This is a genomic window from Streptomyces sp. NBC_01017 (assembly GCF_045162795.1).
In the GTDB taxonomy this organism is placed as follows: Bacteria; Actinomycetota; Actinomycetes; order Streptomycetales; family Streptomycetaceae; genus Streptomyces; species Streptomyces machairae.
This window is the reverse complement of the sequence record NZ_CP108683.1, coordinates 9785984-9808541: the sequence shown is the minus strand read 5'-3', so window position 1 is coordinate 9808541 and position 22558 is coordinate 9785984. Positions and strand designations below refer to the sequence as shown.

The following is a 22558-nucleotide window of genomic DNA, read 5'->3' as shown; positions in this document are numbered from 1 at the left end:
GGACGATGGTCCGCGGTGCGCCCTGGAGACAGCGGCGTACCGCGGGCTTTCGTGTGAACGGCCCCATAGCGGTCCCATTGGGGTACACCACTGACGCCCCGCAGGCCAGGAGACCGCCACGACGAAACTCCCGGGAATCCCGGTTGACAGGGGAATTCGCCTGACCATGGGCATGATTGACGGATCGTCGGACAGCCGGTACCACAGACGCACGCCCGGCCCCCGCACGGCTCATCGCGCCCGACCGTCCCTGGAGGCTCCCTTGCGAGGATCCGTCACCGCCTTGGCAGCTGCGACTCTGTTGTTCCCGTTGCTCGGCGCGGCGCCGTCCGACGCCGGGAGCTCGGAGAAAGGTCTGCAGTCGGCCTTCGCGTCCGCCGCCGCCGAGTACCACGTGCCGCAGAGCGTCCTGCTGGGCGTCTCCTACCTGCAGTCCCGGTGGGACTCCCACCAGGGCGCGCCCAGTGTGACCGGCGGTTACGGCCCGATGCATCTCACCGACGCCCGCACCGCCCTCGCCGAGGCGCCGCCGCACCACAGCGAGGGCTCGGAGGACGCGCGCGGCGACAGCGCCCGCGCGCCCCTGCTCCCCAAGGCGAAGCTGCCGGAGCCGGCCAAGATCCCGGCGCGCCTCAGGACGCTGCCGAAGGCGGCCGAACTGACCGGACTGAGCGCGGAGCGGCTGCGTACGGACCCGGCAGCGAACGTGGCCGGCGGCGCCGCCCTGCTCGCCGCCGCACAGAAGGAGCTGGGCGAACCGCTGAGCTCCGACCCTGCCGAGTGGTACGGCGCGGTGGCCCGCTTCGCCGGCGCCGACGACACCGCGACCGGGGCGGCGTACGCGAACGACGTCTACGACGTGATGCGCACCGGCCAGGAGCGCCACACGGACGCGGGGCAACTGGTCGCCCTGGCCGCCCATCCGGGCCTCTCCCCCGACGCCGGGCAGTTGCGGCGGGCGGGGCTGCGCAAGCCCGGTGCGGCCGAGACCGAGTGCCCGCCCACGGTGTCCTGCGAGTGGATCCCGGCGCCGTACGAGGAGTTCGGCGACAGCGACTACGGCAACCACGACCTGGGAGACCGGCCGGCGTCCCAGAAGATCGAGAACATCGTCATCCATGACACGGAGGGCGCCTGGGAGGGCGTCATCAAGATGGTGCAGGACCCGACCTATGTGTCATGGCAGTACTCACTGCGCTCCACCGACGGCCACATCGCCCAGCATGTGAAGGCCAAGGACGTCGCCTGGCACGCGGGCAACTGGTACATCAACGCCAAGTCCATCGGCCTGGAGCACGAGGGCTTCCTGGCGAAGCCGGACGCCTGGTACACGGAGGCGATGTACCGGTCCTCCGCACGCCTCGTGACGTACCTCGCCAAGAAGTACGGCATCCCGCTGGACCGGCAGCACATCCTCGGTCACGACACCGTGCCGGGTCCGACGTCGTCGACGATCAGTGGCATGCACACCGACCCGGGCCCGTACTGGGACTGGCGGCACTACTTCGAGCTGCTGGGCCGGCCCTTGGTGCCCACCGCGGGCCCGAACGGCGGCCTGGTGACGATCCGCCCCGACTACGCGACCAACCGGCCCGCGTTCACGGGCTGTGTGTCCGCGGGCCGGCCGTGCGCGGACCACGGTTCGAGCGCGGTGCGGCTGTACTCCGGGCCGGGCGTGTCGTATCCCCTGGTCAAGGACATCGGCCTGGGCTCGGCCCCGACCACCGGGGTCAACGACCTGTCGTCACGGGTCTCGACCGGCCAGCAGTACGCGGTCGCCGGTCGTGACGGCGACTGGACGGCGATCTGGTACCTGGGCCAGAAGGCCTGGTTCAAGAACCCGGCGGCGAAGCCGACCGCGGTGCACGCGGCCGGCCTCGTGGTGACGCCCAAGGACGGCGTCAAGAGCGTGCCGGTGTACGGACGCGCCTATCCCGAGGCCTCCGCCTATCCGTCGGAGGTGCCGGCCCAGGCGGTGTCGCCGCTGCCGTACACGCTGCCCGCGGGCCAGAGGTACGTGGTCGGTGCCAAGGTGCCGGGTGAGTACTACTACGCGGTCAGCTTCGACACGGCCTCGCACCGGGTCGTGACCGGCAAGGACATGTACTACGAGATCCAGTTCGGACACCGGGTGGCGTACGTGCGGGCGGCGGACGTGCGGGCGCTGTCCTCGGGCTCGTAGCCGGGGGCGATTCAGCCCTGCTGGAAGAGCTCCGCGGGCAGTGGCTTCAGGAGGGCGTACAGGTCGTCCGTGATGGGGCGGTCCCACGCGGCGATGGTGACCAGGACGTTGTCGCTGCGGTCGAACTGGACGCAGGAGATCCGGCTCTCGGAGAGCTTCAGGCGCCGCACGATCAGGAGGTTGTCGCCCTGCATCACCGGCACGTCCTCGCTGCCGACCACGGTGACCTCTTCGTCGTTCTCCAGTGCCAGCAGCAGCTGCGCGACCTCGAACGGGATCTCGTCCTCGTCGACCTCGCGGGCGGGAGAGCCCTCCGGCAGATTGCCGATGATCATCGCGGGGCCGCGGCCGCCGAAGAGGTCGTAGCGCAGGAAAACGCCCTGGCAGCTGCCGTCGGGGGCGGGCAGCAGCCCGGCGCCCAGGTTGCCGGGCCAGTCGCCCGGGTCCATGGCCAGAACGTCGAAGTCGGGCCCGGCGGGCGTGGCGCTGCGGCGGCGGAGGAACGACATGTCGCCATGGTACGTGGCCGGGCCTGTTGCGTGACGTGCGGGCATGGGTTCGAGGCGTGCTCCCTGGCCCGTCGGCGGGGGGTCCCTGGTGATCCCTCGCGTCGCCGGACACCGCGAAGTTTCCGTTGCCTCCGGCAGCAAGGACCTCAGGGTCCCGATCATGCTGCCCACCGGTGGAAACGGACGCGGACTCCAGCCGCTCCGCGCCGTGGCGAACGATCACGTACAGCGCACCGGGGCGGTGGAGCAGCAGCGCGGGCGCGGGAGTTGGGCACCCCGGATGACCGCGCGCCGCCGGCCCCCGGCCGAGGCCTGGTTCGGCGCGGCGTGACGGGCCCCGGGGCTCACTCCTCCGGTGGCGTGGGCGGTACGACCGCGACCGGGCTCGCGGTGTGCAGGAGGACGGCGTGGGTCACCGAGCCGATCATGGAGGCGGGGGCCAGGACGCGGCGTCGGTGGCGGCCCACGACGACCAGGTCCGCGTCTCTGGACGCCGAGACGAGCCGGCCGGCCGCGTCGCCCGGGGCGATGTGGAGCGCGGCGTGGACCTCGGGGTGGCGCTCGCGGTGCGGGGCGAGGACGCCCTCGGCGAGGGTGCGGGTCTCGGCCTCGACGGCGTCCTGGTCCTCGGACGGCGGCACGATCTGGGCGGTGGCCGCCGTCCAGACATGCAGCGGCCAGTTGTAGGCGGCGATGACCTGGAGCCGGGCGCCGCGCAGGGCGGCCTCGGTGAAGGCGAAAGCCAGGGTGGTGTCGTCCGGGCTGTCGACCTGAAGGCCGACGACGACACGCGGGCCCGGCTCGATCGGCATGTCGTCGTGGACCTCACGTCCCGGCTTGGGTACCACGACCACAGGACATCCGGCATCGCGTGCGGCGGCCATGCCGTTGGAGCCGAGCAGCAGGCTGGCGAAGCCGCCGCGCCCCCGGCTGCCGAGCACCAACAGCTCGGCGGTGGAGCCCAGTTCGGAAAGCAACGCGGCGGGAGCGCCCCCGAGGGCGACGTACTCCGTCGCCGGCTGCTCCGTTCTCCCGTCCAGATACCGGCGTACCCGCTCGAGAACCGGATCGTCCTCCGGATCCGGTCGCCCGGTGGGCAGCGCGACGGGCTGAGCCCAGGTGGCGTACTGCTGCACGTGGACCACCCGCAGCGGCGCCTCGCGCACCAGGGCGGCGTCGAAAGCCCAGTCCAGTGCGACCAGGCTGTCGTCCGAGCCGTCGACCGCCGCGATGACCGGCAGGGTGCTCATGGGTTCCTCACCTCCGGAAATACGACCGTTCCCCCTTCCGGGGCCAGCCTGGCTCAGGCGTCGGCCCGTAAGGCGTTCTCAAGGTCGCGTGTCCGGAAAAACGGGCGGAACACCCCCGGATCGGCCCGAAGGCGGCCGACGTGCGGGGCGACCGCCCGTCGGCTCGCCTGCGTCCACGGTGTCAGGTCAGGTCGAACTCGCCCTCCCTCGCGCCCGACACGAAGGCACCCCACTCGGCGGGTGTGAAGATCAGGGAAGGGCTCTCCGGGCGGCCGCTGTTGCGCATCGCGATGAACCCCTCGACAAAGGCGATCTGGACATCCCCCAGGCCACGGCTGCTCGAGTGCCAATCGGCGTCTGCGAGGTCCAGCTCCGGCTTGTCCCAGCCCGTGATCGGCTGCTGCTGGATGGTGCTCTCGGCCACGTCCGTGCTCCTCCCGATTCGTCGTCCGCGGGCCAGCCTAGCGATCGGTTCCGGGTGCCGACAGGCCACGTGAGGGGGACCTTTCAGGAGGTCGGGGGTTCCGCTCCCACGAGCCACATCGAGAAGAACTGGGACCCGCCGCCGTAGGCGTGACCGAGGACCCTCCTGGCCCGCTCCACCTGGTGTTCTCCGGCCTGCCCGCGCACCTGGAGGGCCGCCTCCGCGAACCGGATCATGCCGGAGGCGCCGATGGGATTGGTGGACAGGACGCCGCCCGACATGTTGACGGGCAGGTCGCCGTCCAGCTCGGTCACGCCGGACTCGGTGAGCTTCCAGCCCTCGCCCTCGGCGGCGAAGCCGAGGTTCTCCAGCCACATGGGCTCGTACCAGGAGAACGGCACGTACATCTCGACGGCGTCGATGTCCCGGCGCGGATCGGCGATCCCCGCCTGCCGGTAGACATCGGCCGCGCAGTCCTTTCCGGCCTGCGGCGACACCGCGTCCTTGCCGGCGAAGAGGGTGGGCTCACTGCGCATCGCGCCGCCGAGCATCCAGGCGGGCGGCCGGGGGGCGCGGGCGGCTCCCGCGCGGTCGGTGAGGATCATCGCGCAGGCGCCGTCGGAGGAGGGGCAGGTCTCCGAGTAGCGGATGGGGTCCCACAGCATGGGCGAGGCCTGGACCTTCTCCAGGGTGATGTCGTGCTCGTGCAGGTGGGCGTAGGGGTTCTTCAGCGCGTTGCGCCGGTCCTTGTACGCCACCAGCGAGCCGACCGTGTCGGGCGCGCCGCTGCGCCGCATGTACGCGCGCACGTGCGGGGCGAAGAAGCCGCCCGCCCCGGCGAGCAGGGGCTGCTGGAAGGGGATCGGCAGGGACAGCCCCCACATGGCGTTCGACTCGGACTGCTTCTCGAACGCGAGCGTCAGTACGGTGCCGTGCACGCGGGCCGCGACCAGGTTGGCGGCGACCAGCGCCGTGGATCCGCCGACCGAGCCGGCCGTGTGCACCCGCAGCATGGGCTTGCCCACCGCACCGAGCGCGTCGGCGAGATACAGCTCCGGCATCATGACGCCCTCGAAGAAGTCGGGCGCCTTGCCGATGACGACGGCGTCGATGTCGGCCCAGGTCAACTCGGCGTCGTCGAGGGCGCTTCGGGCCGCTTCCCGGACGAGCCCGGCGATCGACACGTCCCGGCGTGCCGCGACGTGCTTGGTCTGGCCGATGCCTACGACGGCCACGGGCTCCTTGCTCATCGCGGATCCCCTTCGAGTACGGCGACCAGGTTCTGTTGCAGACAGGGACCGGACGTGGCGTGTGCGAGCGCCCGGTCGGACTCGCCCCGGTGGACGCGGGCGGCGGCCTCTCCGATGCGGATGAGTCCGGCGGCCATCACGGGGTTGGCCGCGAGCGCCCCGCCGGACGGGTTGACCCGCACGCCGTCGTCGAGCTTCAGCGCCTTGCGCAGGACGATCTCCTGGGAGGTGAAGGGCGCGTGCAACTCGGCGGTGTCGACGGGCCGTTCGAACGCGCCGGCCCGCTCGGCGGCGAGGCGGGTCGAGGGCGAGTCGGTCAGGTCCCGGACGCCCAGGCTGTGTGCCTCGATGCGGTGGTCGATGCCGCGGATCCAGGCGGGCCGGTCGCACAGTTCGCGGGCCCGCTCCCCCGCCGCGAGGATCACTGCGGCGGCGCCGTCACCGATGGGCGGGCAGTCGCCGGTACGGAGCGGTCGTACGACGTAATCCCCGTGCGGTACCGAACCCCGCAGCTGGGCATGGGAGTTGGCGGTCGCGTCGGTGCGGCTGCGGGCGGCGACGGCGGCCAGCGCGGGCTCGTCCGTGTCGCCGGCGTCGATGAGGGCCTGGGCCTGGAGGGCGGCCAGGGCGACGGAGTCGGGCCAGAGGGGGGCGACGTAGTAGGGGTCGAGCTGGCGGGTGAGGACGTCGCGGAGCGGGCCCGGTGAGGACTTGCCGTAGGAGTACACGAGTGCTGTGTCGACGTCTCCCGTCAGCAGCTTCGTCCACGCCTCGTACAGTGCCCAGGCGCCGTCCATCTCGACGTGCGACTCGGAGATGGGCGGCCAGGCGCCGACGCCGTCGAGGGCGAGGGTGAAGGAGAAGGCGCGACCGGCGAGGTAGTCGCTGGAGCCGGAGCAGGTGAAGCCGATGTCGGCGGTCTTCAGGCCGGTCTGTGCGAGCACCTCGTGCAGGACGGGCATGAGCATCTCCACCTCGGAGAGCTCCTCGCTGGTGCGCCGGTGGTCGGTCTGCGCGAAGGCGACGACGGCGATCTCGCGGTTCACAGCAGCTCCCTGTAGGTGTCGTAGTCCGCGTCGGGCTCGCCCGTGGGCCGGTAGTGGTCGGGGAAGCGGGAGCCCTGAGTCCACACCGGTTCGACCCGCAGGCCCATCCGCACCTGGTCGTAGGGGATGCCGCCGATACGGGCGTGCAGGGCGAGGTCGGCGCCGTCGAGGGCGATGTGGGCGTAGACGTACGGCACTTCGATGTCGAGGTTCTTCGCCTTGATGTTGACGATGCAGAACGTGGTGACTGTGCCGCTGGGACCCACTTCGACCTGTTCCAGAGTGGCCACGCCACATGTGGGGCACGCACCCCTCGGCGGGACGTACACCTTGCGGCAGGACGGGCAGCGTTCGCCGACGTTGCGTCGTTCGGCCAGGGCGTTGATGTAGGCGGTCTGGGCGCGGCCGGGTGAGTAGGTGTAGTCGAGGCGGGCGGCGGCGACGATGCCGGTGATCGGGTCCTCGAACCGGCCGGTGTGGTGCGCCGGTTCGGCGGAGCTGCCGTCGTCCGGGCCGCTGTCCTTCAGGGCGTCGTCGTACGGCTCGAAGCAGGCGATGTCCGTGATGGCGCCGGTGCGTTCCCCGGCCCAGCGGACGCGGACGCGCATGCCGGTGTGGACGGCGTCCGGGCCGGGGGCGTCGAGGGCGTGCAGGAGGGCGGTGTCGGCGCCGTCGAGTCGGACCAGGGCCCAGGCGAAGGGCGTGTCGAGGGGCTGGTCGCGGCGGGGGGCGTGGTTCCAGGCCCAGGTGGTGACCGTGCCGGTGGGGGCGACTTCGACCAGGTCGCGGATCTCCTCGGCGGTGACGGGGTCGTACTCGACGGGAGGTACGAGCGTGCGGCCGTCGCTGGTCCGCACCCCCAGCACGACGCGTTCGCGCAGGCCGGTGAGGAAGGCGCTCTGGACGGGGCCGACGGAGCGGGTGAATGGAAACTCCACGACGAGGGGAGCTTTGAGGACTTCGGGCATCGAGGGCTTGCCTCCTTCGGGACCGGGGCTTGTGTGGCGGCCGGGCGGTACATGAGCGGCGTCGGCGAGTCGCGCGCAGAAGGGGCGCGGGGCTGTGACGTGTGCGGCTCCGCCGGGTGGGCGCGACCAGCCACAGACGGCACGCAGCCGGTGAACCGGCCCTGGCGGGCGCAGCGCTACTCGCGCTTGTAGACGGGTGGCCGCTTCTCCGCGAAGGCGCGGGCGCCCTCCTTGGCGTCCGCCGTGTCGAAGACCGGCCAGCCGCGCTTGAGTTCGGCGGCGAGACCGTCGGACTCGGTCATTTCGGCCGTCTCGTAGACCGACGCCTTGACGGCCTCGACGGCCAGCGGGCCGCAGGCGTTGATCTGTTCGGCGATCTCCAGGGCCTTGGCGAGTGCCGTGCCGTCGGGGACGACGTGCCCGATCAGGCCGATGCCGGCGGCCTCGCGGGCGCTGTACGGGCGGCCGGTGAGCAGCATCTCCAGGGCGTGGGTGCGCGGGATCTGGCGTTGCAGGCGGACCGTGGAGCCGCCGATCGGGAACAGACCGCGCTTCACCTCGAACAGCCCGAACGTGGCCGACTCGCCCGCGACCCGGATGTCCGTGCCCTGGAGCATCTCGGTGCCGCCCGCCACGCAGTACCCCTCGACCGCCGCGATCACCGGCTTGCGCGGCCGGTGGTGGCGGAGCATCGCCTTCCAGTGCAGGTCGGGATCGGCTTTGAGCCGGTCGCGGTACTGCTCGCCCGCCATGCCGTTCCCGGCCAGGGCCTTGAGATCCATGCCCGCGCAGAAAGTGCCGCCGGCTCCCGTGAACACGATCGAGCGGATCGATTCGTCCGCGTCGGCCTCGGCCCAGCCGTCGTGGAGGCCGACCAGCATCGGCAGCGAGAGCGCGTTCTTCGCCTCGGGCCTGTTGAGCGTGAGCACCAGTGTGGCGCCCTCGCGCCGCACGGCGAGGTGTTCCGTCCCAGCCATGACCAGTCTCCCCTCTGAAAGAACGAGAACAGGTTGCAGTAGGCGCGAAGGCACTTCAAGGGTTTTCTGACAGACAGTCAGATTCTTTTGCGCGGAGGCTTCACAGTTGTGCCGCCCTTTGCTCTGATGACCGGCGAACCGTTGGAGAGCCAGGCCGTGGCCGAGGTCAGGAGGAGCGGTGGAGTACAACATTGCCGACCTGTTCGAGTCGGTCGTCGACGCGGTTCCAGGCCGCGAGGCGCTCGTGCACATCGACCACCCGGGCACGGGCCTGGAGCGCCGGCTGACCTACACGCAGCTGGACGCGGCCGCCAACCGGATCGCGCACCATCTGATCGACAGCGGGATCCGCCCCGGCGAACACCTCGGGCTTCACCTCTACAACGGCATCGAGTATCTGCAGACGGTATTGGGCTGCCTGAAGGCGCGGATCGTTCCGGTCAACGTCAACTACCGCTATGTCGAAGAGGAGTTGGTGTACCTGTACCGGGACGCCGATCTGGTGGCCCTGGTCTTCGAGGCGGAGTTCACGGACCGGGTGGCGGCGGCACTGCCGCGCGTGGACGGGCTGCGGCACCTGGTTCGGGTGGGCAGCGTGAGCCCGGGTGCCGCCCGGGCGCCGGTCGTGCCCGCCGTGTCCTTCACGGAAGCCGAGGCCGCCGGGTCGCCGGAGCGCGGTTTCCCGGCGCGGTCGGGCGACGACCAGTTCATCATCTACACCGGCGGCACCACCGGGATGCCCAAGGGCGTGATGTGGCGCCAGGAGGATCTGTTCTTCTCGGGTCTGGGCGGGGGCGCGCCGACCGGCGAGCCGGTGAAGAAACCGGAGGAAGTCGCCGAGCGCGTGGCGGCCGGCGGCGACGGGATCACCTTCTTCCCGACCGCCCCGCTGATGCACGGGACGTCCACGCTGACCGCGTTCATCGGCTTCAACTTCGGCCAGCGCATCGTGATCCACCGCAAGTTCGTCCCGGAGGAGGTTCTGCGGACGATCGAGAAGGAGAAGGTCACGAGCGTGTCGCTGGTCGGCGACGCGATGCTGCGGCCACTGGTCGACGCGCTGAACGGGCCGATGAAGGGCACGGACTGCTCGTCGATGTTCAGCGTGTCGTCGTCCGGGGCGATCATGTCGGACACGGTGCGCCGGCAGTTCCAGGAGCTGGTCCCGAACGTGATGCTGCTGAACAACTTCGGCTCCTCGGAATCCGGCTTCAACGGTACGGCGACCGAGGACTCCGGCCCCGCGCGCGGCTTCCGCATCCGGGTCAACTCCCGTACGCAGGTGGTCGATCCGGCGACCCACGAGCCGGTCGCCGTGGGCGAGGTGGGCCGGGTCGCGCAGTGCGGTCACGTGCCGCTCGGCTACTACAACGACCCGGGGAAGACCGCCGAGACCTTCTTCGAGAAGGACGGCGAGCGGTGGGTGCTGCTCGGCGACATGGCCACGGTCGACGCGGAGGGCGTCGTCACGGTGCTCGGCCGCGGCTCGCAGTGCATCAACACCGGGGGCGAGAAGGTGTACCCGGAGGAGGTCGAGCAGGCGCTCAAGTCCCACCCCGACGTGTACGACGCCCTGGTGGCCGGGGTGGCGGACCCGAGGTGGGGGCATCATGTGGCGGCCGTCGTGCAGTTGCGGACGGGGGCGGTACGGCCGTCGCTGGCCGACATCCAGACGCACTGCCGCTCCCACCTCGCGGGTTACAAGATCCCCCGCCAGCTGGTGATCGCGGACTCCATCCGGCGCTCGCCCAGCGGCAAGGCGGACTACCGGTGGGCGCGCGAGGTGGCGGCGGCAGCGGACTGATGAATTCCGGGCAGGTCTGATTGAACCTAAGGTGACGTGCGGACGTACTCGTGGTGGCAGGCTCGTTCATCGGGCGCTGTTTGCCATGCCATCGCAAGACCGCACGGGAGGACCTCCGGGTGTCGCAGGAGGCAACAGAGGAAGTAACACGAGAGTCGGCGGACTCGGCTGCGGCCGACCCCGCTGAGGCGAGCAGCCCTGCAGAGCCGCCCGGCTCCTCCTCCCCCGGCTGGTTCGGCTGGCGCCGCCGCTACCCCCGTACGGCACGCGGCGTCACCGTGGGGACGACCGTTCTCGCCGGGGCGCTGCTGCTGTTCGCGCTCCTGGTGCCGAACCGCCTCGAGCGGCTCGGCCCGGAGGCGTTCTTCCGGCTCCCGGCCGAGGGGATCCTGCTGGCGGGGCTGCTGCTGGCGCTGCCGCCCCGGTCACGGCGGCTGATCGCGGTGGTCTCGGGGGCGCTGCTCGGGCTGCTCACGGTCCTGAAGTTCGTCGACATGGGCTTCTACCAGGTGCTGGCCCGCCCCTTCGACCTGGTCCTGGACTGGATCCTGCTCGACGACGCGGCGGAGTTCGTCCGGGAGTCCTTCGGCCGGACCGGGCAGGTGCTGGCGGTGGTCGGCGTGCTCGTCCTGATCGTCGCCGTGCTGGTCCTCATGACGCTCGCCATGGTGCGGGTGACGAACCTCATGGTCGGCAACCGTGCCGTCGCCGCCCGCACGACGCTGATCCTCGGCACCGCGTGGATCACCTGCATGACCCTGGGCATCCAGGTCACCGGCGTGCCGCTCGCCACCAAGGGCAACGCCGAGTTCCTCAACAACCGTGTCGAGCAGGTGCGCGCGGGCCTCCGGGACGGACGGGTCTTCCAGAAGCAGGCGGCCGTGGACGCCTTCGCGAAGACGCCGCCGGACCAGCTGCTCACGGGGTTGCGCGGCAAGGACGTCCTGTTCACGTTCATCGAGAGCTACGGCCGTGTCGCGATCGACGATCCGGCGATGGCGCCGCAGATCGACGCCGTGCTCAAGGAGGGGACGACGTCGCTCAAGGCGGCGGGATTCCAGTCGCGCAGCGCCTGGCTGAAGTCCCCGGTGACGGGTGCGGGCAGCTGGCTGGCCCACTCCACCTTCCTGTCCGGCCTGTGGATCAAGAACCAGCAGCGGTACCGGAGTCTGACGACCAGCGACCGCGCAACGCTCGGCAGCTACTTCCGCAAGACCGGCGCCTGGCGCACGGTCGGAGTCGTGCCCGGTGTGCGTCGGGCATGGCCCGAGGGCAAGTTCTTCGCCCTCGACCACATCTACGACTCCGAGCACCTCGGCTACCAGGGCCCGTACTTCAGCTGGACGCCCGTGCCCGACCAGTTCAGCCTGGAGGCCTTCCAGCGGCTGGAGCACGGCAAGAAGGACCGCGAGCCGATCATGGCGGAGATCATCCTCGCCTCCAGCCACAACCCCTGGTCCCCGATCGCCCGCATGGTCGACTGGGACGACCTCGGCGACGGCTCGGTGTTCCACGGGATCAAGAAGGAGGGCACGGACCCCAAGGAGGTCTGGAAGGACCCCGAGCGCGTCCGCACCGAGTACCGCCGCGCCATCGAGTACTCGATCCACAGCCTCACCGAATGGGTCGAGCGCTACGGCACCGACGACACGGTCCTCGTCTTCCTCGGCGACCACCAGCCCGTGCCGACCGTCACCGCCGGCAGCACCAGCAAGGACGTCCCCGTCACGATCGTCGCCCGCGACCCGAAGGTCCTCGACAAGATCGCCGACTGGAACTGGACGGACGGCCTCAAGCCCGCTCAGAACGCTCCGACATGGGGCATGGACAAGTTCCGGGACCGCTTCATGACGGCGTACGGGCCGCAGGCGAAGTAAGGACCGCGCGGGTCGGGTCGGGTCATGCCGAGCGTCGGGGCGCACTGCCCTCCGTCCCTCGGGGACGGCGCACGGCATGGCCCCGAAGGTTCGCTTCGAGGTCGTCGAGGGCGCGTCGGGCGACGGCGATGCGGGCCCGGATTTCCTGGTCGCGTCCGCTGAGGCCCGCCTGATCGGTCCCGGGCCGGCCGGTCTCGTGCGTGACAGGGCCCCGGTGGCGTTGTTCCCGTTCCTCCTCCAGCTCTCGGGCCTCCTCCAGGGAGCTGATGACGACGCCGATGAGGACGTTGACCAGCACGAAGGACGCGATCAGGACGTAGGAGGCGTAGTAGAGGACGCTCCAGGGCGATATCTCCAGGCCGGCGTGGACCGCTTCGCCCAGGCCGTCGAGCGTCATCAGCAGGAAGAGGGTGAGGACGGCGCGCCCGATCGAGCCGTACTGCTCGGGGTCCTGGAGGCCGAAGAACACCCAGCCCACCATGGCGTAGACGTACAGCAACAGGGCGCCCACCAGCAGAAAGCTGACCGTGCCGGGCAGGCTGCGGGCGACCGCGACCATGACGATGCGCAGTTGGGGCAGAAAGCGGGCGGTGCGCAGGACGCGGGCGAGTCGCAGCAGCCGCAGGACGGTGGCGTTCTCGCGGACGAGCGGCAGGAACGCGCAGACGACGACGGCCAGGTCGAACATGTTCCACGGGTCGCGGAGGAAGTCCCGGGGCCGGTCGGCGTGTGCGCAGGCACGCAGCGCGATCTCGGCGGTGAAGGCGGCGAGGCAGACGTGCTCGGCGTATGTCAGCCAGAGGTGCCAGTCGCCGACCAGACCGCGATACGTCTCCGCGCCCAGCAGTGCCGCGTTGGCCAGGATCACGCCGAGCACGGTGAGGGCGAACCAGCGGGCCTCCGTGACGGCGCGGGCCCATTCCGCCAGCACCAGGCGGGCGGGTCGGGGTGCGTCGGGTGTGCGGTGGTGAAGGTGGTCGGTCATCGTGCTGAATCTGCTCCGGCGGGCGGCCTGGTATGCCCGCCCTGTGCCTCCGGGCCGGCGACCGGGTCCGAACCGTCGGCGCGGGCCGTACTCAGCCTGCGCGCAGGTGCGGGGAACTCGCCTTCTCCAGGAAAGCGACGACACACCGTACGAACCACTCCGCGTCGTCCAGCCACGGGTAGTGCCCGGCACCGGGCTGCACGACGCACTCGGCGTTCGGAAGGACGTCGGCGGTGCGGCGCGCGAGCTCCGGACTCGGGCCTCCGTCCAACGCCCCGGCGAGGACGAGGACCGGGGCGGTGAGTCGGGCGAGCCGGGAGATGGTCGTGGGCGGGTCGTAGGCTCCGTCGGAGCCGTAGATGTCGGCGGCCTCGTCGTTGAACTCGTGATCGCCGCGCGCGTCGTGCTCCTTGGCCGCGTCGTCCCAACGTCCGTAGAAGAAGGGCGCGAACACGGGGTCGAAGTCGCCCGTCCCCGCCAGCCATGCCTCGAACGCCGGGAATGCCTCCGCAAACCACGGCTCGCCCTGCCTCGACCGGGCGGCGACCAGCCGTTCCTCGGCAGCGGCCGGCATCCCCAACGCCCACGGCGTGGCGGTCACCAGCGCCAGCCGCGCCACCCGCTCCGGATGGCGAGCGGCGTACAACATGGCCAGGCTCCCGCCCGCCGAGTGCCCGAGCACGTCCATGTGGTCCAGCCCCATGTGGGCGCGCAACATCTCGACGTCGTCCACCAGGTGGTCGCAGCGGTAGGTTGCCGGATCCACCGGCGCCGCGGAGTCCCCTGTGCCGCGCAGGTCGAGCAGGACCAGCTGCCGATGCGCGGCCAGTCCACCCAGGTCGCCCAGATAGGCGGAGGCCCGCATGGGCCCGCCTGGCAGCACGACGAGCGGTTCGCCCTCTCCTCGCAGGTGGTAGGCGATCTCGGTTCCGTCGGCGGAGGTGAAGGTCGGCATGGCTCTGATCTTGGTCATCGGCTGCCCGCACGGCAACAGGCCCGACGCGCAAAAAGTGCGGCCCGCCCCCTTGCCTGATCAATCCGCGCCTGGATTACTGATCTCAAACACCCAGACCGAATGATCGGTCGCCCGAATTGGCGCGGTTGGCGAGGGAGAAGTCCCCATGGCGGATGCGACGGAGCTGCTGGACTCGGGGGAACGGCTCGCGCCGGAGGAGTTGCGGGCGTTGCAGCTGGAGCGGTTGCGGACCTCGCTGCGGCACGCGTACGACAACGTGCCCTTCTACCGGGACTCCTTCGACAAGGCGGGCGTACGGCCCGACGACTGCCGTTCGCTCGCCGATCTAGCGCACTTCCCGTTCACGACCAAGGCCGACCTGCGCGAGAACTACCCGTACGGGATGTTCGCCGTGCCGCAGGACCGTATCCGCCGCATCCACGCCTCCAGCGGCACGACCGGTCGGCCCACGGTGGTCGGCTACACGGACGGCGACCTTTCCGTGTGGGCCGACATGGTGGCCCGGTCCATCCGGGCGGCGGGCGGCCGGCCCGGGGACAAGGTGCATGTGGCGTACGGCTATGGGCTGTTCACCGGTGGGCTCGGCGCACACTACGGTGCCGAACGGCTGGGCTGTACGGTCATCCCCGCGTCCGGCGGCATGACCGCCCGCCAGGTCCAGCTGATCCAGGACCTCAGGCCCGAGATCATCATGGTGACGCCGTCGTACATGCTCACCCTCCTCGACGAGTTCGAACGGCAGGGCGTCGACCCGCGCGGAACCTCCCTGCGGGTGGGCATCTTCGGGGCCGAACCCTGGACCGAGCAGATGCGCCGCGAGATCGAGGAGCGGTTCGCGATCGACGCCGTGGACATATACGGCCTGTCGGAGGTCATGGGGCCCGGGGTGGCACAGGAGTGCGTGGAGACCAAGGACGGGCTGCATGTGTGGGAGGACCACTTCTACCCCGAGATCGTCGACCCGATCACGGGTGAGGTGCTGCCCGACGGCGAGGAGGGCGAGCTGGTGTTCACCTCCCTCACCAAGGAGGCCATGCCCGTCATCCGGTACCGCACCCGGGACTTGACGCGGTTGCTGCCGGGGACCGCCCGGGTGTTCCGGCGGATGGAGAAGATCACCGGGCGCAGTGACGACATGGTCATCCTGCGCGGGGTGAATCTCTTCCCCACCCAGATCGAGGAGATCGTGCTCCGGACGCCGGGTGTGGCACCCCACTTCCAGCTGCGGCTCACCCGTGAGGGCCGGCTCGACGCCCTGACCGTTCGGGCGGAGGCCCGCCCCGACGCGTCCCCCGAGACCCGGGACGCCGCCGCACAGGCCATCGCGGCCGCCGTGAAGGACGGCATCGGGGTGTCGGTCGCCGTGGAGATCGTCGAACCGGAGTCGCTGGAACGCTCCGTGGGCAAGATCCGGCGCATCCAGGACCTGCGCCCCCGCTAGGGCCTGTTGGGACCGGTCCCGGCGAGGTCAGTCTTCGGCGAACCGGTCCCGCAGCTCCCGCTTGAGGATCTTCCCGCTGGCGTTGCGCGGCAGTCCGTCCACGAACACCACCCGCTTCGGCGCCTTGAAGTGGGCGAGCTTCTCGCGCGCGTGGTCGATCAGTTCGGTGTCGCTCACCTCGCCGCGCGGGACGACGACCGCCGTGACGGCCTCGATCCAACGCTCGTCGGGCAGGCCGATCACGGCGACCTCGGCGACGCCCTCGTGGGTGTACAGGGCGTCCTCGACCTCACGTGAAGCGACCAGTACGCCACCGGAGTTGATGACGTCCTTCACCCGGTCGACGATCGTGAAGTAGCCGTGCGCGTCGCGCACCGCGAGATCCCCGGAGCGGAACCAGCCGTCCCGGAACGCCTCCGCGGTCTCCTCGGGCTTGTCCCAGTAGCCCTCGCACAACTGCGGGGAGCGGTAGACGATCTCGCCGGAGGTGCCGTCGGGCACGTCCGCGCCGTTCTCGTCGACCACCCGGGCGTCCACGAAGAGGACGGTTCGGCCGCAGGAGTCCATCCGGCCCTTGTGTTCGTCGGGGGCCAGCACCGTGGCCAGCGGGCCGATCTCGCTCTGCCCGAAGCAGTTGTAGAAGGCCAGCTTCGGCCATCGTTCACGCAGCCGCTCCAGGACCGGCACGGGCATGATCGACGCGCCGTAGTACGCCTTGCGCAGTCCGTCGAGGTCGCGGGTCGCGAAGTCGGGGCGGCCCGCGAGGCCGATCCACACGGTGGGCGGGGCGAACAGGCTGTCGGCGCGGCCGGCCTCGATCAGGTCGAAGAGCCGGTCGCCGTCGGGCGCCTCCAGAATGATGTTGGTGGCACCGACCGCCAGGTACGGCATGAGGAACACGTGCATCTGCGCCGAGTGGTACAACGGCAGCGAGTGGACGGGACGGTCACCGGGGCTCAGGTCGAGGGCGGTGATCGCGCTCAGGTACTCGTGGACCAGGGCGCGGTGGGTCATCATCGCGCCCTTCGGGAGGGCCGTCGTACCCGAGGTGTAGAGCAGCTGGACCAGGTCCTCGCTGCGCGGCTCCGGGCCGTCGTGGACGGCTGCCGTGGCCTGCCGTGCCAGCAGTGAGTCGTCGGCGTCGCGCAGCGGCATCGTACGGACGCCGTCGGGAAGCCGGCCGGCCAGGCCGGGGTCGGCGAGGACCAGGGCGCTGCCTGACTGACGGACGATGTAGGCGAGGTCGTCGCCGGTGAGGTTCTGGTTGACGGGGACGTGCACGAGGCCGGCGCGGGCGCACGCCAGGAAGGCGATCAGATACGCGCTCGAGTTGTGGCCGTAGGCGGCCACCCGGTCGCCGGGGGTGAGGCCCTGGTCGAGCAGGACGCTCGCCGCGCGGGAGACGGCCTCGTCGAGTTCCTGGTACGTCCACGCACGCTCGCGGTCCTCGACCGCGACGCGGGCCGGGGTGCGTCGGGCGCTGCGGCGCAGCACTCCGTCAACCGTGCTGCCGTGTCCTGGCGTCATGACACATGATCCTCGGTGCGTCGAAGGGACGGGTCAACAAGGATGCCCGACACTGACCGGGGACACATACCCGTTGGTACGCTCAACGGCTCCTTCCCTCAATGACGTTGGGAGGCACCATGCGCACCCGCCCCAGACGGCTCGTCGTCGCGGCCGTCGCCCTGCTCGCCACCGTGGCCGGGCTGCCCGCGGCCGCGGCCGACCGGCAGGACCCGCAGGATCGGCACAACCGGCACGAACAACTCTCGCACGGCGGTCTGTCCGCCGTCGTCCGCTATACCGAGTACGGCATTCCACACATAGTCGCCAAGGACTACAGGTCCATGGGGTTCGGCACCGGTTGGGCGCAGGCCGCAGACCAGGTGTGCACGCTCGCCGACGGGTTCGTGACCGTGCGCGGCGAGCGTTCGCGCTTCTTCGGCCCGGACGCGGCGACCGACCTGTCACTGTCCTCGGCCACCACGAACCTCTCCAGCGACCTGTACTTCCGTGGCGTACGTCAGACCCGCACGGTGGAGAAGCTCCTCGCCGAACCCGCGCCGCGCGGCCCGAGCCGGCAGGTCAGGGACCTCATGCGTGGCTTCGCCGCCGGCTACAACACCTGGCTGAAGCAGAACAGGATCACCGACCCCGCGTGCAAGGGCGCCGCGTGGGTGCGGCCGATCACCCCGCTGGACGTGGCCGCCCGCTCCTACGCCTTCGCGGTGCTCGGCGGCCAGGGCGGCGCCGTGGACGACATCACCTCGGCCCGGCCGCCCGCCGGTCCGGCCGACCGCGCCAAGGGCGTCGGTACGAGCCCGGACGCCGCGGCCCTGATCCGGGCCGTGCGCGAGCGGACCGGCGACGCGGACATGGGGTCGAATGCGGTCGCCTTCCAAGGAGACACCACGGCCGACGGGCGCGGTCTGCTGCTGGGCAACCCGCACTACCCGTGGCACGGCGGGCGCCGCTTCTGGCAGGCGCAGCAGACGATTCCGGGCGAGCTCGACGTCGCCGGCGGGGCGCTGCTCGGGTCGCCGGCGATCTCCATCGGCTACAACTCCCATGTGGCGTGGAGCCACACCGTCGCGACGGGGGTCCCGTTCAATCTGCACAGGCTGACGCTGGATCCGGCCGACCCCACGGTCTACCTCGTGGACGGCAGGGCCGAGCGGATGAAGAAGCGGACCGTGACCGTCGCGGTCAAGGGCGGTGCGCCTGTGAGCCGCGCCCAGTGGTGGACGCGGTACGGCCCGGTGGTCGCGTCCGCCGACGGTGACCTCCCGCTGCCCTGGACGGCGACGACGGCGTACGCGCTCAACGACCCGAACGCGGCCAACATGCGGTTCGCCGACACCTCGCTCGGTTTCAGCAAGGCGCGCAGTACGGCCGACGTGCTGGCGACCCTCGCCCGGCACCAAGGGCTCCCGTGGGTGAACACCATCGCAGCGGACCGCTCGGGGCACTCCCTCTACACCCAGTCGCAGGTGCTGCCCCGTATCACCGACGACTTGGCGGGGCGGTGTTCCACGGACCTCGGCAAGGCCACCTACCCGGCTGCGGGGCTCGCGGTCCTCGACGGCTCCCGCGGCGACTGCGCGCTCGGCAGCGACGCCGACGCCGTCCAGGCCGGGATCTTCGGGCCCGCGCGCATGCCGACGCTGAAGGACGCGCCGTACGCGGAGAACTCCAACGACAGCGCCTGGCTGGCCAACGCCGACCGGCCGCTCACCGGCTACGAGCGGGTCTTCGGCACCATCGGCACGCAGCGCTCGCTGCGCACCCGCGGTGCGGTCGAGGACGTGGCGGCGATGGCGGAGCGGGGCGGTCTGACCGTCCGGGATCTGGAGCGCCAACAGTTCAGGAACCGGGTTCCGGCAGCCGCCCTGGCCGCGACCGACACGGCGAAGGCGTGTGCCGCGCTGCCGGGCGGTACGGCAACGGGCAGCGACGGCAAGGCGGTTGACGTCTCCGAAGCCTGCCCGGTGCTCGCGGCGTGGGACCGCACCATGGACACCGGCAGCCGGGGTGCCCTGCTCTTCGACCGGTTCTGGCGGAAGCTGACGGCGAAGGTGCCGGCCGCCCAGCGATGGAAGGTGCCGTTCTCGCCGGCGGACCCGGTGCGCACCCCGAACACCCTCAACACCGGGGCTCCCGGTTTCGCCACGGCCCTCGCGGACGCGGTAGCCGAAATGCGGTCTGCGGGCATCGCCCTCGACTCCCGCCTCGGAGAGCACCAGTTCGTCGTACGCAACGGTCAGCGCATCCCCGTTCCGGGCGGCACCGAAGGACTCGGTGTGTGGAACAAGATCGAGCCGGTGTGGAACGCTGCGCAGGGCGGCTACACCGAGGTGACGACCGGCTCCAGCCACATCCAGGCGGTGGGCTGGGACAGCAGCCGCTGTCCGGTGGCCCGCACGCTGCTGACGTACGCGCAGTCGTCGAACCCGAACTCGGCCCACTTCCGGGATCAGACGCGGTTGTTCTCGGGTGAGAGGTGGGTGACGGCGCGGTTCTGTGAGAAGGACATCCTGTCGTCGCCCGTCCTGAAGGTTGTCCGCGTGCGCGAACGCTGAGCGACTGTGGTCCCGTCCCGTATGGGGCGGGACCACATTTGAGTGACGGATGAGCACGGCCGTCGATGCACGATCGCAAACGACCATTTCGCCGAGTGCTTCTTTTGCCTCTCCGTGCTCCTGTGCGCCCCTTTGGAGAAAGGTTTCGGGAAACCGAACACCGCTCGGACTGGGCAGGACTTGTCTCAAGTATCAAGTCCGTGGCACGTACTGCGATTTCGCGTGCCGCGTCAGGCAGGAGGTATTCATGAGCCGTGTTGTTCCCGCACAGGAGCGAGTATGGCGAACAGGTACTGCTCCAGGCATATTCCCCGTCCTCGGTCACGGTATCGCGTTGTTCCGCCGACCGCTTGCGTTTCTGAATTCTTTGCCCTCGTACGGGGATCTGGTCGAGATACGGCTGGGCCCCCAGCGTGCCTGGATGGTGTGCCACCCCGAGCTGGTCCACGAGATGCTCAAGGATCCGCACACCTTCGACAAGGGGGGCCCGCTGTACGACAGGCTGGGGAAGCTGATGGGCGACGGCCTCGTCACCTGCCGACAGCCGGCGCATCGGGAAAAGCGCAGGCTGTTGCAGCCCGCCTTCCGCCCTTCCCACGTCGCCGAGTACACGGACCTGGTGACCGAGGAGGCTGACGCGGTGTGCCGCGCATGGCCGGACGGTCAGGACATCCCTGTCACCGAGGCGATGATGGCGCTCACGACACGGGTGACCAGCCGTGTTCTCCTCTCCGACTCCCTGGACGACCGGACGACCGCCGAGGTGCGGGACTGTCTCACCGCGGTCGTCCGCGGCCTCTTCGTCCGCACGGTCGTGCCGATCGACGCTCTGTTCCGCCTCCCCACCCCCGCCAACCGCCGCTATCGGCGTGCGCTCTCGCGCCTGCACGAGATCATCGACGCGGCGATAGCGGAGCGTCGCCGGGGAGCCGACCACGACGACGTGCTGGGCACGCTGCTGAAGGCCGCGAACGGCGACGGACCGACGAGGGCGATCACCGATCAGGAGGTCCACGATCACCTGATCACGCTGCTGCTGACGGGCGTCGAAACCCAGGCGCTCACCCTGGCCGGCGCCTTCAGTCTGCTGGCCCGCAATCCGCAGGCGGAGCGACGTCTGCACGCCGAGCTCGACTCCCTCCTCGCCGAAGGCAGGCGGCCCGGTCCCGAGGATCTGCCACACCTCGTCTACACCCGGTGCGTCGTCTCCGAAACGCTGCGCCACTCGTCGCCCGGTTGGCTGTTCACGCGCGTCGCCACCAAGGAGACGGAACTCGGCGGATGCCGCCTGCCCGAGGGCGCCACCGTCCTGTACAGCCCCCACCTCCTGCACCACGATCCCTCGTCGTTCCCGGAACCCGAGCGTTTCGATCCCGACCGCTGGTTGCCGGGGCAGCCCACCGCCGAACAACGTCGCGCGATGATGCCGTTCTCCGCGGGCAGCCGCAAATGCCTCGGTGACGAGTTCGCGATGGTGGAGGCCACACTCGCGCTCGCGACCATCGCCGGCCGCCGGCGCCTGCGTCATCTGCCGGATCGCGCCGAACGGAAACAGCGCCCCGGGATCACGATGGGACCGCGTTCACTGGTCATGGTCTGCGAGCCCCGAACGGCAGGTGACCACGTTGTCGACAACGCATGAGGAGATCACGCTGGCCGTACCGGACGGAATGCCGGACTCCAATCTCCGGGACCTGATCGACACCAACCTCCACATGCCATTTCCGTTCCGGCGGAACCCTCATGAAACCGAGGCCGCGGCCGGGGTAGACACATGGCTGCGGGTATGGGGGCTGACGGACGAACCGGATGTGGCGGCGATGATCGCCCGCACTCGCCCCGCCGAACTCGCGAGCTACACCAGCCCCACTGTGGATTCCGGCGTCCTTCAGATCGTGGCCCAGCAGATCGCCTATCAGTTCGTCTTCGACGACCTTGCCGAGGACCTCGGCCGAAGCTCTCCGGGCAGGCTGCTGCCCATGCTGTGCGAGAGTGTCGCGATTCTGCGGGACGGGCGACCGCCCAGCACTCGCCTCGGAGCCGCCCTGTCCGATCTCCACCGCCAGGTCCGGGAACAGTGCTCACCCGCGCAGGCCGCGCGATGGGCCTGGCAGTGCTGTGAATACGTGCACGGCCTGTTGTACGAAGCCGTGGCCCAGACCCAGCCCCTTGTCCTGGGCATCGGCGACTGCACCTCCATACGGTCGCTGACCGCGGGCGTCGAGCCGTTCTACCCGCTGTACGAGGGCGCCCGAGCGAGCGAACTGACCGACGCCGAGGTGCATCATCCCGTCGTGCGGCGACTGAGCCGGCTGTCTGCCGACGTGGCGGTGTGGACGGCCGACCTGTTCTCCGCGGTGAAAGAGCAGCACGCGGGCGAAATGATCAACCTGGCCCTGGCCCACCAGCGCGAACGACGGTGCTCCCTGCCGGCCGCCGTGCTCCTGGCCATCGAGGAGATCAACACCGCGATCGAGCAGTTCGAAAGGCTCCATGCCGGAATCAAACCGGCGTTGAGTCCCACGGGCATCGGCTATGTGGAGGGCATGATCGGCTGGATCCGCGGGTGCTACGACTGGGCCCGCACCGTGCCTCGCTACGCGGATGTGACGTCGGTGCCCGCCGTGCCGTAGTCCACCCTGTCGGGCTCCCGCCGGCACCTCACCCGGGAGACGTCCATCCGTGTCCACTACCCAACGGGCGGGCGTTCTCCCACCTACCAATCACGATTCACCCTATGGTGCCCTATTCGTACTGCCACACCTCGGCGAGGCGTACGCTCGGCTC

The 22558-nt window shown here is 70.4% G+C and carries 18 protein-coding genes; 8 read left to right on the top strand and 10 right to left on the bottom strand.

All coding sequences use genetic code 11. The annotated features are described in order from the left end of the window. Nucleotides 1–166 precede the first annotated feature (166 nt). Entirely contained in the window at nt 167–2182 is a 2016-nt protein-coding gene (locus OG331_RS44860) for an N-acetylmuramoyl-L-alanine amidase (protein WP_406208277.1), read from the top strand. Nucleotides 2183–2193: 11 nt separating this feature from the next. Here OG331_RS44860 and OG331_RS44855 read toward each other — a convergent pair whose 3' ends face one another. Further along, complete coding sequence (locus OG331_RS44855) at nt 2194–2691, bottom strand: hypothetical protein (protein ID WP_328883748.1); 498 nt, start codon at nt 2689–2691, stop codon at nt 2194–2196. An 88-nt stretch (nt 2692–2779) separates the two neighbouring features. Here OG331_RS44855 and OG331_RS44850 point away from each other — a divergent pair, with 88 nt between their 5' ends. Continuing rightward, nucleotides 2780–3022 carry a hypothetical protein gene (locus OG331_RS44850; protein ID WP_406208274.1) on the top strand — a complete coding sequence of 81 codons (243 nt, stop codon included), beginning with the start codon at nt 2780–2782 and terminating at the stop codon, nt 3020–3022. A gap of 13 nt (nt 3023–3035) precedes the next feature. On the opposite strand, the gene OG331_RS44845 is transcribed toward OG331_RS44850, so the two are convergent. The 6 genes from OG331_RS44845 to OG331_RS44820 all read right to left on the bottom strand — a co-directional run bounded on the left by OG331_RS44845 (nt 3036) and on the right by OG331_RS44820 (nt 8606). Then, nucleotides 3036–3941 (bottom strand): universal stress protein, encoded by a 906-nt coding sequence (locus OG331_RS44845; RefSeq protein ID WP_406208271.1) that lies wholly within the window; start codon nt 3939–3941, stop codon nt 3036–3038. A gap of 181 nt (nt 3942–4122) precedes the next feature. Further along, nucleotides 4123–4365, bottom strand: a complete 243-nt coding sequence (locus tag OG331_RS44840; protein WP_363043009.1) for a DUF397 domain-containing protein — start codon at nt 4363–4365, stop codon at nt 4123–4125. An 83-nt stretch (nt 4366–4448) separates the two neighbouring features. Beyond that, nucleotides 4449–5615 carry a thiolase domain-containing protein gene (locus tag OG331_RS44835; RefSeq protein WP_363043007.1) on the bottom strand — a complete coding sequence of 389 codons (1167 nt, stop codon included), beginning with the start codon at nt 5613–5615 and terminating at the stop codon, nt 4449–4451. After that, complete coding sequence (locus OG331_RS44830) at nt 5612–6661, bottom strand: thiolase domain-containing protein (protein WP_406208267.1); 1050 nt, start codon at nt 6659–6661, stop codon at nt 5612–5614. Before OG331_RS44830 ends, OG331_RS44835 begins: the two co-directional genes overlap by 4 nt. Then, nucleotides 6658–7629, bottom strand: coding sequence for a Zn-ribbon domain-containing OB-fold protein (locus OG331_RS44825; RefSeq protein ID WP_406208264.1), 972 nt, complete (start codon nt 7627–7629; stop codon nt 6658–6660). The genes OG331_RS44830 and OG331_RS44825 overlap by 4 nt, the downstream gene beginning before the upstream one ends. Before the next feature lie 176 nt (nt 7630–7805). After that, complete coding sequence (locus OG331_RS44820) at nt 7806–8606, bottom strand: crotonase/enoyl-CoA hydratase family protein (protein WP_406208261.1); 801 nt, start codon at nt 8604–8606, stop codon at nt 7806–7808. A 178-nt stretch (nt 8607–8784) separates the two neighbouring features. Between OG331_RS44820 and OG331_RS44815 the strand changes: the two genes are divergently transcribed. After that, entirely contained in the window at nt 8785–10410 is a 1626-nt protein-coding gene (locus OG331_RS44815; protein ID WP_406208258.1) for an acyl-CoA synthetase, read from the top strand. Between the two features lie 119 nt (nt 10411–10529). Further along, nucleotides 10530–12287, top strand: coding sequence for a sulfatase (locus OG331_RS44810; protein ID WP_406208255.1), 1758 nt, complete (start codon nt 10530–10532; stop codon nt 12285–12287). Between the two features lie 22 nt (nt 12288–12309). On the opposite strand, the gene OG331_RS44805 is transcribed toward OG331_RS44810, so the two are convergent. Both OG331_RS44805 and OG331_RS44800 read right to left on the bottom strand, forming a co-directional pair. Further along, nucleotides 12310–13272, bottom strand: a complete 963-nt coding sequence (locus OG331_RS44805) for an ion transporter (protein WP_406208253.1) — start codon at nt 13270–13272, stop codon at nt 12310–12312. A gap of 91 nt (nt 13273–13363) precedes the next feature. Beyond that, on the bottom strand, nt 13364–14227 hold the full coding sequence (locus tag OG331_RS44800) for an alpha/beta fold hydrolase (protein WP_406208250.1): 864 nt from the start codon (nt 14225–14227) through the stop codon (nt 13364–13366). Nucleotides 14228–14393: 166 nt separating this feature from the next. On the opposite strand from OG331_RS44800, the gene paaK reads away from it, so the two are divergent. Continuing rightward, nucleotides 14394–15689 carry a phenylacetate--CoA ligase PaaK gene (paaK, locus tag OG331_RS44795; protein WP_406208247.1) on the top strand — a complete coding sequence of 432 codons (1296 nt, stop codon included), beginning with the start codon at nt 14394–14396 and terminating at the stop codon, nt 15687–15689. 27 nt (nt 15690–15716) lie between these two features. Here paaK and OG331_RS44790 read toward each other — a convergent pair whose 3' ends face one another. Next, nucleotides 15717–17216 (bottom strand): acyl-CoA synthetase, encoded by a 1500-nt coding sequence (locus OG331_RS44790; RefSeq protein WP_406208244.1) that lies wholly within the window; start codon nt 17214–17216, stop codon nt 15717–15719. A gap of 119 nt (nt 17217–17335) precedes the next feature. Here OG331_RS44790 and OG331_RS44785 point away from each other — a divergent pair, with 119 nt between their 5' ends. The 3 genes from OG331_RS44785 to OG331_RS44775 all read left to right on the top strand — a co-directional run bounded on the left by OG331_RS44785 (nt 17336) and on the right by OG331_RS44775 (nt 22404). Next, nucleotides 17336–19771: a penicillin acylase family protein gene (locus tag OG331_RS44785; RefSeq protein ID WP_406208241.1), complete on the top strand. Its 2436-nt coding sequence runs from the start codon at nt 17336–17338 to the stop codon at nt 19769–19771. 334 nt (nt 19772–20105) lie between these two features. Next, nucleotides 20106–21413 carry a cytochrome P450 gene (locus tag OG331_RS44780; RefSeq protein ID WP_406208238.1) on the top strand — a complete coding sequence of 436 codons (1308 nt, stop codon included), beginning with the start codon at nt 20106–20108 and terminating at the stop codon, nt 21411–21413. Further along, complete coding sequence (locus tag OG331_RS44775; protein WP_406208235.1) at nt 21388–22404, top strand: (-)-alpha-amorphene synthase; 1017 nt, start codon at nt 21388–21390, stop codon at nt 22402–22404. The genes OG331_RS44780 and OG331_RS44775 overlap by 26 nt, the downstream gene beginning before the upstream one ends. Nucleotides 22405–22558 lie beyond the last annotated feature (154 nt).

Bases quoted from the DNA above. Each gene is read 5' to 3' on its own strand.
- OG331_RS44790 (WP_406208244.1), bottom strand. From the start codon at position 17,216: ATGACGCCAGGACACGGCAGCACGGTTGACGGAGTGCTGCGCCGCAGC.
- paaK (WP_406208247.1), top strand. From the start codon at position 14,394: ATGGCGGATGCGACGGAGCTGCTGGACTCGGGGGAACGGCTCGCGCCG.
- OG331_RS44785 (WP_406208241.1), top strand. From the start codon at position 17,336: ATGCGCACCCGCCCCAGACGGCTCGTCGTCGCGGCCGTCGCCCTGCTC.
- OG331_RS44805 (WP_406208253.1), bottom strand. From the start codon at position 13,272: ATGACCGACCACCTTCACCACCGCACACCCGACGCACCCCGACCCGCC.
- OG331_RS44855 (WP_328883748.1), bottom strand. From the start codon at position 2,691: ATGTCGTTCCTCCGCCGCCGCAGCGCCACGCCCGCCGGGCCCGACTTC.
- OG331_RS44860 (WP_406208277.1), top strand. From the start codon at position 167: ATGGGCATGATTGACGGATCGTCGGACAGCCGGTACCACAGACGCACG.
- OG331_RS44845 (WP_406208271.1), bottom strand. From the start codon at position 3,941: ATGAGCACCCTGCCGGTCATCGCGGCGGTCGACGGCTCGGACGACAGC.
- OG331_RS44800 (WP_406208250.1), bottom strand. From the start codon at position 14,227: ATGCCGACCTTCACCTCCGCCGACGGAACCGAGATCGCCTACCACCTG.
- OG331_RS44835 (WP_363043007.1), bottom strand. From the start codon at position 5,615: ATGAGCAAGGAGCCCGTGGCCGTCGTAGGCATCGGCCAGACCAAGCAC.
- OG331_RS44820 (WP_406208261.1), bottom strand. From the start codon at position 8,606: ATGGCTGGGACGGAACACCTCGCCGTGCGGCGCGAGGGCGCCACACTG.
- OG331_RS44825 (WP_406208264.1), bottom strand. From the start codon at position 7,629: ATGCCCGAAGTCCTCAAAGCTCCCCTCGTCGTGGAGTTTCCATTCACC.